The organism is Streptomyces sp. NBC_00989, from assembly GCF_045162655.1.
GTDB lineage: Bacteria > Actinomycetota > Actinomycetes > Streptomycetales > Streptomycetaceae > Streptomyces.
The window spans coordinates 970495-986161 of the sequence record NZ_CP108728.1 but is presented as its reverse complement, the minus strand read 5'-3'; the positions used below and the strand labels follow the sequence as shown (position 1 = coordinate 986161).

General features: G+C 70.9%; 16 protein-coding genes. 13 read left to right on the top strand and 3 right to left on the bottom strand.

Annotated elements, in window-relative coordinates; translation table 11 throughout:
* Positions 1-99 precede the first annotated feature (99 nt).
* A complete protein-coding gene (locus OG714_RS04430; RefSeq protein WP_406118654.1) occupies positions 100-1308 on the bottom strand; it encodes an MFS transporter in 1209 nt (402 codons plus the stop codon).
* A gap of 179 nt (positions 1309-1487) precedes the next feature.
* Complete coding sequence (locus OG714_RS04425) at positions 1488-1994, bottom strand: MFS transporter (RefSeq protein ID WP_406118653.1); 507 nt, start codon at positions 1992-1994, stop codon at positions 1488-1490.
* Between OG714_RS04425 and OG714_RS04420 the strand changes: the two genes are divergently transcribed.
* The 6 genes from OG714_RS04420 (at position 1981) to OG714_RS04395 (ending at position 8172) form a co-directional block, all read left to right on the top strand.
* Complete coding sequence (locus OG714_RS04420) at positions 1981-2913, top strand: AMP-binding enzyme (RefSeq protein WP_406118652.1); 933 nt, start codon at positions 1981-1983, stop codon at positions 2911-2913. The two genes, OG714_RS04425 and OG714_RS04420, sit on opposite strands and share 14 nt — an antisense overlap.
* A 50-nt stretch (positions 2914-2963) precedes the next feature.
* Positions 2964-3401 (top strand): Fur family transcriptional regulator, encoded by a 438-nt coding sequence (locus OG714_RS04415; protein ID WP_406118651.1) that lies wholly within the window; start codon positions 2964-2966, stop codon positions 3399-3401.
* 34 nt (positions 3402-3435) lie between these two features.
* Positions 3436-5646: a catalase/peroxidase HPI gene (katG, locus tag OG714_RS04410; RefSeq protein WP_406118649.1), complete on the top strand. Its 2211-nt coding sequence runs from the start codon at positions 3436-3438 to the stop codon at positions 5644-5646.
* A gap of 125 nt (positions 5647-5771) precedes the next feature.
* Positions 5772-7376 (top strand): serine/threonine-protein kinase, encoded by a 1605-nt coding sequence (locus OG714_RS04405; protein WP_406118648.1) that lies wholly within the window; start codon positions 5772-5774, stop codon positions 7374-7376.
* A gap of 9 nt (positions 7377-7385) precedes the next feature.
* Complete coding sequence (locus tag OG714_RS04400) at positions 7386-7838, top strand: flavodoxin family protein (protein WP_406118647.1); 453 nt, start codon at positions 7386-7388, stop codon at positions 7836-7838.
* A gap of 103 nt (positions 7839-7941) precedes the next feature.
* Positions 7942-8172 (top strand): chaplin, encoded by a 231-nt coding sequence (locus tag OG714_RS04395; protein ID WP_406118646.1) that lies wholly within the window; start codon positions 7942-7944, stop codon positions 8170-8172.
* A gap of 78 nt (positions 8173-8250) precedes the next feature.
* Here OG714_RS04395 and OG714_RS04390 read toward each other — a convergent pair whose 3' ends face one another.
* Positions 8251-8925 (bottom strand): hypothetical protein, encoded by a 675-nt coding sequence (locus OG714_RS04390; RefSeq protein ID WP_406118644.1) that lies wholly within the window; start codon positions 8923-8925, stop codon positions 8251-8253.
* A gap of 265 nt (positions 8926-9190) precedes the next feature.
* Here OG714_RS04390 and OG714_RS04385 point away from each other — a divergent pair, with 265 nt between their 5' ends.
* From OG714_RS04385 to OG714_RS04355, 7 genes are all read left to right on the top strand, one after another.
* Positions 9191-10111 carry an SGNH/GDSL hydrolase family protein gene (locus OG714_RS04385; RefSeq protein ID WP_406118642.1) on the top strand — a complete coding sequence of 307 codons (921 nt, stop codon included), beginning with the start codon at positions 9191-9193 and terminating at the stop codon, positions 10109-10111.
* 117 nt (positions 10112-10228) lie between these two features.
* Entirely contained in the window at positions 10229-11869 is a 1641-nt protein-coding gene (pgm, locus tag OG714_RS04380; protein ID WP_406118640.1) for a phosphoglucomutase (alpha-D-glucose-1,6-bisphosphate-dependent), read from the top strand.
* Between the two features lie 99 nt (positions 11870-11968).
* A complete protein-coding gene (gene nhaA / locus OG714_RS04375) occupies positions 11969-13852 on the top strand; it encodes a Na+/H+ antiporter NhaA (protein WP_406118639.1) in 1884 nt (627 codons plus the stop codon).
* 94 nt (positions 13853-13946) lie between these two features.
* A complete protein-coding gene (gene rpmG / locus OG714_RS04370; protein ID WP_200690819.1) occupies positions 13947-14111 on the top strand; it encodes a 50S ribosomal protein L33 in 165 nt (54 codons plus the stop codon).
* A 74-nt stretch (positions 14112-14185) separates the two neighbouring features.
* Positions 14186-14434 (top strand): type B 50S ribosomal protein L31, encoded by a 249-nt coding sequence (locus OG714_RS04365; protein ID WP_406118638.1) that lies wholly within the window; start codon positions 14186-14188, stop codon positions 14432-14434.
* Positions 14431-14553 (top strand): type B 50S ribosomal protein L36, encoded by a 123-nt coding sequence (ykgO, locus tag OG714_RS04360; protein WP_043662604.1) that lies wholly within the window; start codon positions 14431-14433, stop codon positions 14551-14553. Before OG714_RS04365 ends, ykgO begins: the two co-directional genes overlap by 4 nt.
* A 140-nt stretch (positions 14554-14693) precedes the next feature.
* The gene (locus OG714_RS04355; protein WP_406118637.1) at positions 14694-15524 is read left to right on the top strand and encodes a PP2C family protein-serine/threonine phosphatase; all 831 of its coding nucleotides are present in this window, start codon (positions 14694-14696) and stop codon (positions 15522-15524) included.
* Positions 15525-15667 lie beyond the last annotated feature (143 nt).

Below are 15667 nucleotides of genomic sequence, written 5' to 3'. Positions count from 1 at the left end.
GTCCGGCATTTGGACAGTCCTTGACCAGAACCTGTCAGTACACATGGCTGGAAGCCGACCGGTTCACCGACTCGTCGCGCCTTCGTCGGGGACCTGCGGTCAGCGGGCCGCGGTCCGCGCGCGGGCGATGACCGGCAGCACACCGGCAAGGGCCAGTGCGATGCCGCCGGAGACCAGCAGCGGGAGGTGGCCGTCGGCGCCCCAGGTGAGCCCGGCCCACACGCCCGCGAGGAGCACGGCGGCGCCGGTGGCGCCCTGGAACAGGCCCTGTGCGGTGCCCTGTTGGCGGTCGGGGACGAGTGTGGAGATCCAGGCTTTGCCGACGCCGTCGGTGCAGGCCGCGAAACCGCCGTAGAGCGGCAGCACGACGAACACCAGCCAGGAGGTGTGGATCAGGCCGAGGCCCAGATAGCCGATCGCGAAGAAGGCCAGGCCGGCGGCGAAGACCAGCGGGCGCGGTAGCCGGTCGGACAGCGCCCCGGCGGGGTAGGACAGGGCGGCGTAGACGAGGTTGTAGACCGCGTAAGCGCCCACCACCCCGGCCGTCGAGAGGCCCAGGTCGTGGGCGCGCAACAGCAGGAGCGCGTCGGGGAAGTTGACCAGGTTGAAGGCGAGCAGCACCCCGAGGACCCGCCAGTAGGGGCGCGGCAGCGACCTCCAGGGTGTGCGGGCGGGCCGCGTCGAGGAGCTGCTCGTCCTTCCGGCTCGGGGGTCGCGGACGGCGGCGACCAGCGCGACCGACGCGACGGCAGGGATCACGGCGACCCAGAACAGGGGGCGCAGCCGGTGGTCGAGCGCCTCGTACAGGACCAACCCCACGAGCGGGCCGACCACCGCGCCGGCGGTGTCGGCGGCCCGGTGCAGACCGAACACCCGGCCGCGCTGCCCCTTCGGTACGCCCTCGACGAGCAGGGCGTCGCGAGGCGCCCCGCGCATGCCCTTGCCGAGCCGATCGGTGACGCGGGCCAGGAGCACCAGCGGCCAGACGGTCGCCAGCGCGATCAGCAGCTTGCCCACTGCCGCCAGGCCGTATCCGACGCCGATCAGGGGACGACGGTCGAACCGGTCCGCGAGGCGTCCGGCGGCCACCTTGGTGATCGACGCCGCGCCCTCGGCCAGCCCCTCGATCGCCCCCACGACGGCGGGCGGTGCGCCCAACACCACGGTCAGGAAGATCGGCAGGATCGGGTAGAGGAGTTCGCTGGCCGCGTCCTGGAGAAAGGACACCCCGCACAGGACCTTGACGTTGCGGGTCAGCCACGCGGGGCGCTTCGGGCCCGACGGGACTTCCATGCTTGGCTCAGTCACGCGTGCAGTATCTCCAGCAAGCAGCCGAGCGCCGAGCCGCCGTCCGCTTGTAGGAGGGCCGGCACAGCAACCAAGGGCGAGGCGAGCGCTGCGGTACGTCTACAGACGCGGGCCAGTTGCGGTGTGACTGTCTGTGGATCGATCGAGGTCACCACAGGGTGGGTCACGGCCATGTCGGGTCACACGTCGGAAGCCGTGGGTCGCTGCGTGCCTCGGTGCTGCCAGGCCAGGTTGATGGCGACGGCCACACCGCCGACGCCGGCAGTGGCTGCGACAGCGGTGTAGCCGTAGGCGTCGGCGACGGGCCCGCCCGTGAGAGGGGCGAGGAGGTGGCCCAGGATGCCGATCTGGGACCAGAGGACCATCGCGGTGACGATGCGCTGTGCGGGTACGGCGTCGAGCAGGACCCCGATGGCGCCGGTGTTGGCCAGCCCGATGCCGCATCCCGCAACTGCCAGGGAGACGATCCACACCGGTACCGAGGAACTGGCCCCGGCGGCAGCGAGCCCGGCGATGACCAGCGCGGTCGAGGCCAGTAGGGCCCGGCGCGGGCTGAGCCGGGCCGCCAGCGCGGCGGCGACGGCCACCCGTACCGAAGTCGCCGCGTAGAGCGCGCCGATCTGGGCCTGAGCGAGCTTGGTGCCGAAGCGCAGTGGCAGCACTCCTTCCAGGGTGCCCAGAGCCATCACCGCAAAGGCGATACCGGCGCTGGCCGCCCAGAACGCGCGGGAGCGCAGTGCCCGGCGGTCGGTGGTCTCCGCCACGCGGTACTGGGAGCGGGTGGCGGAGGCCGGGGCGACCGCCGTCTACCTGCTGGGCGCGATGGTGCCGATGCTGCTGGCCCAGCCGCCCGGCCCCGCCGATCGCGCGCATCGGGCCTGGCGCGGGCTTTCCCCTGCCACTCCCGGCTCGGCGTGGGAGCCGTTCCGGGAGCGGTTCGGGGTCACGCTTGTCGACGGGTTCGGGTCGACGGAGACGAACCTGGTCATCGGGGCTGCGCCCGAGGAGCAGCGGCCCGGCTACCTCGGTACCGTGCGCGACGGGTTCTCCGCGCGCGTGGTCGACGAGCTGCTCGATCCGGTCGCGGACGGCGTCGCCGGCGAGCTGGTGGTCCGTAGCACCCGTGAATTCGCCTTCTGTACCGGGTACTTGGGGGAGTCGACGCCCGATCCCACCGCTTGGCGGCGCACCGGTGACCGGGTCGTACGGGAAGCCGACGGATGGTTCCGGTTCGTCGACCGGATCAAGGACGTGATCCGGCGGCGGGGCGAGGACGTGTCCTCGCAGGAGGTGGAGTCCGTCGTCCGCTCGCATCCAGCGGTCGCCGACGCGGCGGCGTTCCCGGTGCCCTCGGAGCTGGCGGAGGACGAGGTCATGGTCGCGGTCGTCCCCGGGCCGGGTCAGGTGCTGGACCCGCTGGACCTCGTACGGCACTGTGCGGGTGAGTTGCCACCCTTCGCGGTGCCCCGCTATGTCGACACCGTCCGTGAGCTTCCGCTCACCGAGACCGGCAAGGTTCGCAAGGGCGTACTGCGCGAACGTGGGGTCACCGCCACCACTTGGGACCGCTCCACACCGCCCACCCCGGAACGACATCTAACTTGAACCATTTGTTTTCTTGAATCACTCGTGTTTATGGCTGTAGGTTGAGCGCCATGACCGCATCCCAGCCACCGACCACCGCCGAGGAGCTGCGCGGTGCCGGCCTGCGGGTGACGGCAGCCCGCGTCGCGCTGCTCGAGACCGTCCGGCACGGCGACCACCTCGATGTCGAGGCGGTCGCGTCCGGGGTCCGTGACCGCGTAGGACACATATCGCTCCAGGCCGTCTACGACGCCCTCCACGCGCTGACCTCGGCCGGACTCATACGCCGTATCGAACCGGCGGGCAGCCCGGCCCGCTTCGAAGGACGCGTCGGCGACAACCACCACCACCTCATGTGCAGGTCGTGCGGTGTCGTCGTCGACGTCGACTGCGCGGTCGGCGAGGCACCCTGCCTGACCGCCGCCGACGACCAGGGCTTCTCGATCGACGAGGCCGAGGTCATTTACTGGGGCCTGTGCCCCGCCTGTACCGCAGTCCCCAGTTCCTGAGCCACGTGTTCCACCCCGTTTTGGAAGGATTCCCATGTCTGAGAACCACGACGCAATCGTCACGGACGCGAAGTCGGAGGACGCCGGGGGCTGCCCCGTCGCGCACGGGCGCGCCGCGCACCCCACCCAGGGCGGCGGTAACCGTCAGTGGTGGCCGGAGCGCCTCAACCTGAAGATCCTCGCGAAGGACCCGGTCGTCGCGAACCCGCTCGGCGCGGACTTCGACTACGCCGAGGCGTTCGGTGCCCTCGACCTCGCGGCCGTCAAACAGGACATCGCCGAGGTGCTGACCACCTCGCAGGACTGGTGGCCGGCGGACTTCGGCAACTACGGCCCGCTGATGATCCGGATGGCCTGGCACAGCGCCGGCACCTACCGCATCAGCGACGGCCGTGGCGGTGGCGGCCGCGGCCAGCAGCGCTTCGCGCCGCTGAACAGCTGGCCGGACAACGGCAACCTCGACAAGGCCCGCCGTCTGCTGTGGCCGGTCAAGAAGAAGTACGGCCAGTCCATCTCCTGGGCCGACCTCCTGATCCTCACGGGCAACGTGGCGCTGGAGACGATGGGCTTCGAGACCTTCGGTTTCGCCGGCGGCCGCGCCGACGTCTGGGAGGCCGACGAGGACGTGTACTGGGGTCCCGAGACCACCTGGCTCGACGACCAGCGCTACACCGGCGACCGCGAGCTGGAGAACCCGCTCGGCGCCGTCCAGATGGGCCTCATCTACGTCAACCCCGAGGGCCCCAACGGCAACCCGGACCCGCTGGCCGCGGCCCGCGACATCCGTGAGACCTTCCGCCGCATGGCGATGAACGACGAGGAGACCGTCGCCCTCATCGCCGGTGGTCACACCTTCGGCAAGACCCACGGCGCGGGCCCGGCCGAGTCGGTCGGCGACGACCCCGAGGCCGCCCCGCTGGAGGCGCAGGGCCTGGGCTGGGCCAACACCTACGGCACCGGCAAGGGTGGCGACGCCATCACCTCCGGTCTCGAGGTCACCTGGACCACCAAGCCGACCCAGTGGAGCAACGACTTCTTCGACATCCTCTTCGGCTACGAGTGGGAGCTCACCCAGAGCCCCGCCGGCGCCAACCAGTGGGTGGCCAAGGACGCCGAGGCGATCATCCCGGACGCCCACAGCGACGCCAAGAAGCTCCCGACGATGCTCACCACCGACCTCTCGCTGCGCTTCGACCCGATCTACGGTGAGATCTCGAAGCGCTTCCACGAGAACCCGGCCCAGTTCGCGGACGCCTTCTCCCGCGCCTGGTTCAAGCTGACCCACCGCGACCTGGGCCCGAAGTCCCTGTACCTCGGCCCGGAGGTCCCGTCCGAGACCCTGCTGTGGCAGGACCCGCTGCCGCAGGCCGAGGGCGAGACCATCGACGCCGCCGACGTCACGGCCCTCAAGGCGAAGATCCTCGCCTCGGACCTGACCGTCTCGCAGCTCGTGTCCGCCGCTTGGGCGTCCGCGTCCACCTTCCGTGGCAGCGACAAGCGCGGCGGCGCCAACGGTGCCCGTATCCGCCTGGAGCCGCAGCGCGGCTGGGAGGCCAACGACCCCGACCAGCTCGCCCAGGTGCTGCGGGTCCTCGAGGGCATCCAGCAGGAGTTCAACTCCGGCGCCAAGAAGGTCTCCCTGGCCGACCTGATCGTCCTCGGCGGTGCCGCGGCGGTCGAGAAGGCCGCCAAGGACGGCGGCGTCGACGTGGAGGTCCCCTTCACGCCGGGCCGTGTCGACGCGACCGAGGAGCACACGGACGTCGAGTCGTTCGCCGCGCTCGAGCCGACCGTCGACGGGTTCCGCAACTACCTCGGCAAGGGCAACCGCCTTCCCGCCGAGTACCTGCTGCTGGACCGGGCGAACCTGCTCACGCTGAGCGCCCCCGAGCTGACCGTCCTCGTCGGCGGCCTGCGTGTCCTGGGCGCCAACCAGGGCCAGTCCACGCACGGTGTCCTCACCGACAAGGTCGGCACGCTGACCAACGACTTCTTCGTGAACCTGCTCGACCTGGGCACCACGTGGACGTCGACCTCCTCGGACCAGCAGACCTTCGAGGCCCGCGACGCCTCCGGCGCCGTCAAGTGGACCGGCACCCGCGCCGACCTCGTCTTCGGCTCGAACTCCGAGCTGCGCGCCCTCGCCGAGGTCTACGCGAGCGACGACGCGAAGGCGAAGTTCGTGAAGGACTTCGTCGACGCGTGGGTCAAGGTGTCCAACCTGGACCGGTTCGACCTCGTCTGAGGCCGAGTAGCTCCACGGCAACGCACCACTGACGTCCGGGTCGGCCCTCGAGGGTCGGCCCGGACGTTTCTCATCCTCTGAACTCGCCGCACAGGAGTGCACGTTCGTCACATAAGCTCCTCCGCATGAACGAGGGGGAGCCCGGCAGACGGGTCGTCGACGGCCGCTTCGAGCTGGAGTCCCGGCTCGGCGGCGGTGGCATGGGTACGGTGTGGCGCGCCCGTGACCTGCTGCTGCACCGCCATGTCGCGGTCAAGGAGGTCCGGCCGCCGGACATCGACCTCGCCGAGTACGACCCCGACGCGGCGGAGATGCTGCGCCAGCGGGTCCTGCGCGAGGCACGCGCCCTGGCCCGGGTCGAGCACCCGAACGTGGTGACGATCCATCACATCGTCGACGAGGGCGTCGGTACCTACCCGTGGCTCGTCATGGAACTCGTCCAGGGCGGCTCGCTCGCCGACCGGCTGGCCCGCGGACCCATGGCCCCCGCCGAGGCCGCCCGGCTCGGCCGCGGCGTGCTCGACGCCCTGAACGCGGCGCACGCGGCGGGCGTCCAGCACCGCGACGTGAAACCCGCCAACGTCCTGCTGCGCACCGACGGCCGCCCCGTCCTCACCGACTTCGGCATCGCCGCCATCCGCGACGCCACCGCCCTCACCGCCACCGGGTCCATCATCGGCACCCCCGACTACATGGCCCCGGAACGGGTGACCGGCCAGAGCGGCGGCCCCGCCGCCGACCTGTGGTCGCTCGCGATGATGCTGTACGTCGCCGTCGAGGGATACCACCCGCTCCAGCGCGGTACGACCCTGGCCACGCTGGCCGCCGTACTCCAGGAGGACGTGCCGCCACCGGTGCGGGCGGGATCGCTGATGCCGGTGCTGTCCTGCGTGCTGGTCCGCGATCCCGAGGCGCGGGCGGACGCCGGAACGGTCGGCCGGATGCTGGACGCCGCCGCGGCACAGCCCGAGGACCGACGCCCCGAGACCACCTCGTACCGGCTCGCACCGCCGATACCGCCCTCCCTGCCGCCCACCGACGGCATGCCGACGACGAGCAGTCGGCGACGCCCGGCGAAGCGGAACCGGGGTGTCACGGTGGCCTCCAGCGTCGTGGGCGTACTGCTGGTGGGCACGCTCGCCTGGAAGGTGCTGCCGGACGGCAACGACAAGAAGGACACGTCGGCGTCCGCGGGTGCCACCGGTCAGACTCAGCAGCAGACCACGCCCAAGGTCTCGGCGAGTCAGAGCAGCACCGCCGTGAAGACCCAGGACATGCTCACCCCGTCCGGCATCCGGACCGCGATCAAGGCCTTCAAGGAGAAGACGGGCAGCGACCGCTTCTTCGACCTCTCCGTCTACCCGGGATACGTCATCGCGGAAGTGATGGTGAAAGGCAGCAATACCAAGTACGTCAGCTACACCTACCGCTCCGGTACCGGTTTCGACGAGGGGTTCGACACCAAGGGCACGGTGACAGACGGAGACACGCCGGTGAAGCTGGACGACTTCAACTGGGACGCCGTTCCCGCGTTGCTGAAGCGCGCGAACAAGGACCTGAAGGTCGAGAAACCGACGAGCCGTTACCTGCTGCTCCGGGTGCCGAGCACCAACGGCGGCGTCACCCCGGCGGGCATGGCGATCTATCTGAGCGACGACTACGGCTCCAGTGGCTTCCTGGAGGCCAGCACCCAGGGCACCGTTACGAGGGTCGAGCCGGCCGACGACTAGATTCAGCGCGTGCCCACCTTGCTGATCGTGCATCACACTCCGTCGCCCAACTGCCAGGCGATGTTCGAAGCCGTCGTCTCCGGAGCGACGGCACCGGAGATCGAGGACGTGCGGGTCGTACGGCGTGCCGCGCTGTCCGCGACCGTGTCGGACGTGCTGGCCGCCGACGGCCTTCTGCTGGGTACGCCCGCGAACCTCGGTTACATGTCCGGCGCGCTCAAGCATTTCTTCGACCAGATCTACTACCCCTGCCTGGACGAGACCCGGGGCCGGCCCTTCGGCTACTACGTGCACGGCGGGAACGACGTGACCGGAGCCGTCCGCGGCATCGAGTCGATCACGACCGGGCTGGGCTGGCGGCGCGTCGCGGATCCGGTGACGCTGACCGGCGAGCCGGACCGGGCCGGTGTCGAGGCGTGCTGGGAGCTGGGGGCGACGGTCGCCGCCGGTCTGGAGGCCTGAGGAGCGGCTGGCCACCACCCGTTCGGCGGCCGAAGAGTGTCGTGACCCCCCGAAGCACCCTCAGCGTGGAGGGACATGCCCCTCCGAGTGACAGGAGTTCTTCATGAGGAAGCGTCTGACGGCCGCGGTGGGTCTGGCGGGTGCGGCGTTGCTGCTGTGCGCTGGTACGGCGAGCGCGGACCCTGACCCCGTGGGTACCGCCGTCGACAGCCCGGGCGTGCTCTCCGGAAACGTCGTCCAGGTGCCGATCGACCTGGACCTCAACGTGTGCGGCAACTCGATCAACGTGATCGGTCTGCTCAACCCCGCGCTGGGCAACCACTGCGAGGACTGACGAGCCGTACCGTGAACGAGCCGTGGGCCCCGTGCCCGCGGCTCGTTCCGCGTGTCAGGAGAGGCGTCAGGAGACGTGTCAGGGGACCTCGGGCAGCCGGTGCAGGGGAGTGCCGTGGGCCCAGCGCCGCAGACGTGAGCCGTCGATGAGCTGGACGCCGCCCTGCCGGCGCGCCCACTGCACGTCACGTCGGCTGAAGGTGCCCCGGTGGACGACGAGCCGGAGCTGCGGTCCCGAGCCGGCCGAGCGCGCGGATCGCGTCGGCGTCTCCTCGTCGGGCAGCGGTTCCGCGACCGGCCGGAAGGCCACCTCCAGACGGCGACCGAGCCGGTCGCGCGCCCGGACCCGGGGCTGGCCCTGCGCGTCGGGCCGGGCGAGGGCCCGCCAGCCGTCCCGGCGCAGCATCCGGGACACGGCCAGGGCGAGGCCCTCCACATCCAGGTCGGCGATCTCCTCGGGCGTGTAGTAGCCGAGCCGGCGACGGGCCAGCGGCCGGTTGTGCCGGACCACGGCCGCCGTGATCACGGCGAGCAGCGCCAGGCCGCCCGCGAGCGCGCCGGTCCCGAGGACGCGGTACGCCACGGCGAGTCCGGCCACGATCCCGCACACGACGACGGCGACCCCGACGAGGGCGGGCAGCACCTCGCGCAGCCCGGGGCCGTAGCGTCCCTGGGCGCGCAGCGCACGGATCGCCTCGCGCCTTCGTGAACGCCAGGACTCGCGCCTCTCGTGCCTCCGCAGCCTCTGCGGCAACAGAGCCAACTCCCCCCACCCCCAAGCGCGTTGACGCCTGCGGTAGGGATACCCGCCGGAGGTGGTCCACGTGCGCGGGGACGGGAACCGGCCACCAAACCGGCCGAACTGTTGCGGCGGGAGCCCTGACCTTTCGGGCAGCGAACTCGTCCCGCCAGACCTCTGGCCCCAGGTACCTACCGACCGGTATACAAGGCCAGTTGAACGAGAGACGACCGCATCGGGCCCGCCCCGTCGCACCGTCTCGTACCTGGGGAGGAACCTCATGAAGCGTGAGACGCATCCGGTCATGACGGCGCACCACCGCGGCAGGGCCGTGGCGGTCGCCGCGGCGGTCAGCGGCTGCGCCCTCGTCGTCGCCTCCGCGACACCGGCGGCCGCGCACAACTCGGGCCATGGGCACGGCCGTTCCACTCAGTACGTGGCGCTCGGCGACTCCTACACCGCGGGCCCCTACATACCGACCCAGGTGGACGCCAACTGCGCCCGCTCCGACCACAATTACCCCTCCGTGGTGACGGCGGACCAAAGAGGGACCGTCCTCAAGGACGTGAGCTGCAGCGGCGCGACGACCGCTGAGATGTGGAAGGCGCAGGGCACCAACCCGCCCCAACTCGACGCCGTTCAGCGGAACACGGACCTGGTGACCGTCCAGATCGGCGGCAACGACATCGGGTTCAGCACCATCATCGGGACCTGCGTCAAGCTCAGCGCCACGGACCTGGCCGGCAACCCGTGCCAGCGCTACTACAACTCCTCAGGCGTCGACCAGTTGGCGCTGGCCGTCCTCAACACCGCGCCGAAGGTCACCAAGGTCCTGCGTGCGGTGCACAAGCAGGCACCGCACGCGCGTGTGCTCGTCGTCGGCTACCCGGACCTCCTGCCCGACGACGGCAGTGGCTGCTACCCGTCGGTGCCGTTCGCCGCCAAGGACTTCCCCTATCTGCGGGACGTCGGCAAGCGCCTCAACCTGATGCTCCGAGTGGTCGCCGCGCTCAACGGGGCGGAGTACGTGGACACTTACGGCCCGACCGTCGGCCACGACATGTGCAAGGCGCCCGCCGACCGCTGGATAGAGCCGCTGCAACCCGCGTCCCCGGCGGCTCCGGCGCACCCCAACGCGAAGGGCGAGGCGGCCATGGCGGGCGCGGTGCTGAAGCAGCTGGACCGGCGCCACCGGTACTGACGGACAGCGGCGGCCGGGGTTTTCCACAGGCGGAGGGGGTGTACTCGCTAAACGCGCCCCTGACGAGGAAAGATGGGGCTGTACGCGAAGTCGGTCGATACGGAGGAGCGGGCCACCATGCCACACGAGCGAGCGGGCGAACAGGCCCGCGCAGAGGATCTCGTCGACGTAGCCCGACTGGTCACCGCGTACTACGCGCTGCACCCGGACCCCGCCGAGCCGGGGCAGCGCGTCGCGTTCGGCACCTCCGGGCACCGGGGCTCGTCCCTGGCGACCGCGTTCAACGAGGACCACATCGCGGCCACCAGCCAGGCCATCTGCGAGTACCGGGCCGGCCAGGGCACCGACGGCCCCCTCTTCCTGGGGGCCGACACCCACGCGCTGTCCGAGCCCGCGAGGGTCACCGCGCTGGAGGTGTTCGCCGCCAACGAGGTCACGGTCCTCATCGACACCGCCGACGGCTACACGCCCACCCCGGCGGTGTCCCACGCGATCCTCGCCCACAACCGCGGCCGCACCTCGGGCCTCGCGGACGGCGTCGTCGTCACGCCGTCCCACAACCCGCCCGGCGACGGCGGCTTCAAGTACAACCCGCCGAACGGCGGCCCGGCCGGCTCCGAGATCACCTCCTGGATCCAGGACCGCGCCAACGACATCATCGCGAGCGGCCTGAAGGACGTCCGCCGCATCCCGTACACCCGCGCGCTCACCGCCCCCGGCACGGGCCGCTACGACTTCCTCGGCACGTACGTCGCCGACCTGCCGAGCGTCCTCGACCTGGACGCGATCCGGTCGGCCGGTGTGCGGATCGGCGCCGACCCGCTGGGCGGGGCGTCCGTCGCCTACTGGGGGCGGATCGCCGAGGAGCACCGGCTCGACCTGACCGTGGTCAATCCGCTCACGGACCCGACCTGGCGGTTCATGACGCTGGACTGGGACGGCAAGATCCGCATGGACTGCTCGTCGCCGTACGCGATGGCCTCGCTGATCGCCCAGCGCGACCGGTACGACATCGCCACCGGCAACGACGCCGACTCCGACCGGCACGGCATCGTCACCCCGGACGCGGGCCTGATGAACCCCAACCACTACCTGGCCACCGCCATCGCCTACCTCTACGCCCACCGCGAGCGGTGGCCCGCCGACGCGGGCGTGGGCAAGACCCTGGTGTCCTCCTCGATGATCGACCGGGTCGCTGCCGACCTCGGGCGTCGGCTCGTCGAGGTGCCCGTCGGCTTCAAGTGGTTCGTGGACGGACTGGTCGACGGTTCGCTGGGCTTCGGCGGCGAGGAGTCGGCCGGCGCGTCCTTCCTGCGCCGGGACGGTTCGGTGTGGACCACCGACAAGGACGGCATCATCCTGGCGCTGCTCGCCAGCGAGATCACGGCGGTCACCGGGAAGACACCGTCCCAGCACTACGCGGCGCTCACGGACCGGTTCGGCTCGCCCGCCTACGCCCGGATCGACGCCCCCGCGTCCCGCGAGGAGAAGGCGCTGCTCGCCAAGCTCTCGCCCGCGCAGGTCACCGCCGACACCCTGGCCGGCGAGCCCGTCACCGGCGTCCTCACCGAGGCACCGGGCAACGGCGCGGCCCTCGGCGGCATCAAGGTGACGACCGCCAACGCCTGGTTCGCGGCGCGGCCCTCCGGCACCGAGGATGTCTACAAGATCTACGCCGAGTCCTTCCTCGGCCCGGACCACCTCGGCCAGGTGCAGGAGGAGGCGAAGGCCGTGGTCGGGGCGGCGCTGGGCGGCTGACCCGGAGGCCGCGGTACTGGCTGCCGTAGGAATGAATGGTGTGGCAGGCGGTGTTGGGCCGACACGTGAGCCATGACGCACGACGGAAGTGAACCCCGTATGTCCTTCGAAACGACCGACTACACGGGGCAGACCACGTGCGGCGACGAAGCCCGCACCCCGCTGCGTGACTTCCTGCGGACCGAGACCGGAAGCGCCGCCGTCCTGGTGACGGCGGCGCTCGTCGCCCTCGTCTGGGCGAACGCGGCACCGTCGGTGTACGAGACGTTCTGGGAGACCCATCTCTCCGTCCGGCTCGGTTCGCACGGGATCTCCCTCGATCTGCGCGAGTGGGTCAACAGCGGGCTGATGACGCTGTTCTTCCTCGTCGTCGGGCTGGAGGCGCGCCGCGAGTTCGACATGGGCGAGCTGCGCGAGCGCAGGCGACTCGCCCTGCCGATGGTCGCGGGCGCCAGCGGCATGCTCGTGCCGATCGCCATCTACCTGGCGATCAACAGCGGGCACGGGACGGCGAACGGCTGGGGCGCGGTGATGTCCACCGACACAGCGTTCGCGCTGGGCATGCTCGCCGTCGTGGGCCGCCACATGCCGCCCGGCCTGCGGGTCTTCCTCCTCACGATCACCGTCGTCGACGACTTCCTCGCGCTCGTGGTGATCGCCGTCTTCTACAGCGACCACATCGCCGTACCGGCACTCCTGGTCGCCGTGGGCACGTTCGCCGTCGTCATACTGCTCCGGCGGTTCCGGGTGCGCCGGGGCCCGCTGTACGCGCTGCTCGGGCTGGTCGCCTGGGTCGCCCTGCTCAAGTCGGGCGTGGACCCCGTCGTCATCGGACTCGCCATGGGGCTGATCACGTACGCCTATCCGGCGGGGCGCGACGACCTGGAGCGCGCGACCGGCCTGTTCCGGCTCTTCCGCGAGCAGCCCACACCCGAGCTGGAACGCGACGTACGGGCTGGCATCGCCTCCGCGATCTCCCCGAACGACCGGCTCCAGCGCATGTACCACCCGTGGGCCAGCTACGCCGTGGTCCCGCTGTTCGCGCTGGCCAACGCCGGGCTCCAGCTCAGCGGGGAGCAACTGGCCAGGGCCTTCACCTCGCCCGTCGCGCTGGGCATCCTCATCGGGTACGTCGTCGGCAAACCGCTCGGCATCGTCTCCTCGACGGCGCTGACCAGCGTCCTGTCCCGGGGCCGCATCCGGCCGCCGGTCGGCTGGGGAGCGGTGACCGCGGGCGGCACGCTGGCCGGCGTCGGCTTCACGGTCTCCCTGCTGATCGCGACCCTCGCCTTCGACGGGACCACGCTGGAGGACGCGAAGACGGGCATCCTCAGCGCCGTCATCTGCTCGTTCCTGGTCGGCCGCGTGGTCACCGGCGTGATCGGACTGCTGCCGCCGCAGATCCGGCCCAGGGTCCTGTTCGGCCGGGCGGAGACCATCGTCGACCTGTCCGTCCCCGTGGACCCCGACCGCGACCATCTGCGCGGACCTCGGCACGCCCCGGTGACCGTCGTGGAGTACGGCGACTACGAATGCCCGTTCTGCGGGCAGGCCGAACCCGTCGTCCGTGAGCTGCTCGGGTCCTTCGGGGACGAGGTGCGGTACGTGTGGCGGCACCTCCCGCTCACCGACGTCCACCCGCACGCCCAGCTCGCCGCCGAGGCCGCGGAGGCCGCCGCGCTCCAGGGCGGCTACTGGGAGATGCACGACCTGCTCCTGAGCCACCAGGGCGCCCTTCGCCTCAAGGATCTCCGGGCCTACGCCGGACAGATCGGCCTCGACACCGCCCGTTTCGAACGCGACATGCGGGCCCACGAGGGAGCGGGCCATGTCGCCGAGGACGTCGAGTCGGCCGACCTCAGCGGGGTCGCGGGCACGCCGACCTTCTTCGTGAACGGTCGTAGACACCATGGCGCCTACGACATCGAGGGCCTCTCGCAGGCCGTACGGGCCGCCCGTGAGCGGGCCGCCGTAGCGGCCTAGACGGCGGGAATGGACCGAGGGGTGCCTGTGTTGAGACGTATGTAGTTGACATGCTCGGGACAAGATCCCGGGATGTGGGCGGAAGGAGGTCCTCATGGCACGCACCACGAACCGTCCCGTCGTCACTCTGAAGTCGACGGCCGGGACCGGCGTCACCTACGTGACGCGCAAGAGCCGTCGCAACGACCCCGACCGGCTGGTCCTGCGCAAGTACGACCCGGTGGCGGGGGAGCACGTCGACTTCCGCGAGGAGCGTTGAGCCGAGTTCCCCGAGGAGCATCGAACCCAGCAGAGCGGCCGTCCCACCGCGGACGGCCTGAGGAAGGAAGCACCATGAGGTCTGGCATCCACCCTGTGTCCCGTCCGGTCGTCTTCCGCGACAGTGCGGCGGACACCGCGTTCCTGACCACCTCGACCGCGCGGTCGGCGCGCACGATCGAGTGGGCGGACGGGAACACCTACCCGCTGATCGACGTGGAGATCTCGTCGGCCAGCCACCCGTTCTACACCGGCAACACGCGCGTCGTGGACACCGCGGGCCGTGTGGAGCGCTTCGAGCGCCGCTACGGGAGGACGTCATGAAGGTCCGCAATTCCCTCCGCTCACTGAAGTCCAAGCCCGGCGCGCAGGTGGTTCGCCGCCGCGGCGTGACATTCGTGATCAACAAGAAGGACCCGCGCTTCAAGGCCCGCCAGGGCTGACGCGGCACGTACGACCGGTCGGCCCGGCCCCGCTTCGGCGGTGGCCGGGCCGTTGTCGTACGTCCTGCTCTTGCCGGTTTCCGAGGGAAGAAAATCCGTTCTTTATGCTTATAGCGGTACCAACCCCCTTGGAGTGGTCAATGTCCCGCAAGCGCCCCATGGACGACGGCGACGAACTGCTGGCCAGACTCGGGACGCTGACCGCCCAGGCACGCGAGCGGGCGGAGCTCCAGCGCTCCCTGCTCGAACTGGCCGTCGCCCTGCAGCGCGGCATGCTGCCCGGCGACATGCCCGTCACCCCGCGCTTCCACATCGCGGTCAAGTACTCGCCCGCCAATCACGGCCTCAACGTGGGCGGCGACTGGTACGACGCCTTCACCATGCCCGACGGACGCATAGGCCTCTCCATCGGCGACGTCCAGGGCCACAACATCGAGGCGGCCGCGTTCATGGGCCAGGTGAGGGTCGGCCTGCGGGCGCTCGCCTCCGTCACCAGCGAGCCGGGTGAACTCCTCTCCCTGACGAACGACCTGCTGCTGTCCCTCGGCACCGAACTCTTCGCGACCTGCACCTTCGTGCGCCTGGACCCGATCACCGGGGTGCTGGAGAGCGCACGGGCCGGACACATACCCTCCGTCTGGGCCACCGCCGACGGCCGGTCCGGCATCACCGACGACGAGGGCGGACCGCCCCTCGGCATCGTCGCCGGACAGCGGTACCCCGTGACCGAGCACCGGCTCACCACCGGCGGAGTCTTCGTCCTGGTGACCGACGGCGTGGTCGAGGGCCCCTCGATGAGCGTCGACGAAGGCCTCGACCAGGTGATGCGCCTCGCCGGAATCGCCGCCGTGGCCGGCATGGAGGCGGGCTCTCTCGCGGCCGCCGTGATTAAGGGAGCCGAGCGTGTGGGGCACGAGGACGACGCGGCGGTACTGGTCGTGGGACACGACGCGCCCGACAGTGGTGCGTAGGGCCGGACCGGCGGGGCACGGCCCGGACGCCGCTGACTTACGCCGAAGTCGCCGCCGGGGCGCCTTGACGGTTTTGCGGCCGCCCGCGCCGCGCCCCGCTCACCGGCGCAGGTCAGGTGCCGATCCCCTCCCACGCGGCCCGG

Excerpts from the sequence above, each read along its gene's own strand:
- OG714_RS04425 (WP_406118653.1), bottom strand. The coding sequence starts at position 1,994 with ATGGCTCTGGGCACCCTGGAAGGAGTGCTGCCACTGCGCTTCGGCACC.
- OG714_RS04415 (WP_406118651.1), top strand. The coding sequence starts at position 2,964 with ATGACCGCATCCCAGCCACCGACCACCGCCGAGGAGCTGCGCGGTGCC.
- katG (WP_406118649.1), top strand. The coding sequence starts at position 3,436 with ATGTCTGAGAACCACGACGCAATCGTCACGGACGCGAAGTCGGAGGAC.
- OG714_RS04405 (WP_406118648.1), top strand. The coding sequence starts at position 5,772 with ATGAACGAGGGGGAGCCCGGCAGACGGGTCGTCGACGGCCGCTTCGAG.
- OG714_RS04395 (WP_406118646.1), top strand. The coding sequence starts at position 7,942 with ATGAGGAAGCGTCTGACGGCCGCGGTGGGTCTGGCGGGTGCGGCGTTG.
- OG714_RS04385 (WP_406118642.1), top strand. The coding sequence starts at position 9,191 with ATGAAGCGTGAGACGCATCCGGTCATGACGGCGCACCACCGCGGCAGG.
- pgm (WP_406118640.1), top strand. The coding sequence starts at position 10,229 with ATGCCACACGAGCGAGCGGGCGAACAGGCCCGCGCAGAGGATCTCGTC.
- nhaA (WP_406118639.1), top strand. The coding sequence starts at position 11,969 with ATGTCCTTCGAAACGACCGACTACACGGGGCAGACCACGTGCGGCGAC.
- rpmG (WP_200690819.1), top strand. The coding sequence starts at position 13,947 with ATGGCACGCACCACGAACCGTCCCGTCGTCACTCTGAAGTCGACGGCC.
- OG714_RS04365 (WP_406118638.1), top strand. The coding sequence starts at position 14,186 with ATGAGGTCTGGCATCCACCCTGTGTCCCGTCCGGTCGTCTTCCGCGAC.
- ykgO (WP_043662604.1), top strand. The coding sequence starts at position 14,431 with ATGAAGGTCCGCAATTCCCTCCGCTCACTGAAGTCCAAGCCCGGCGCG.
- OG714_RS04355 (WP_406118637.1), top strand. The coding sequence starts at position 14,694 with ATGTCCCGCAAGCGCCCCATGGACGACGGCGACGAACTGCTGGCCAGA.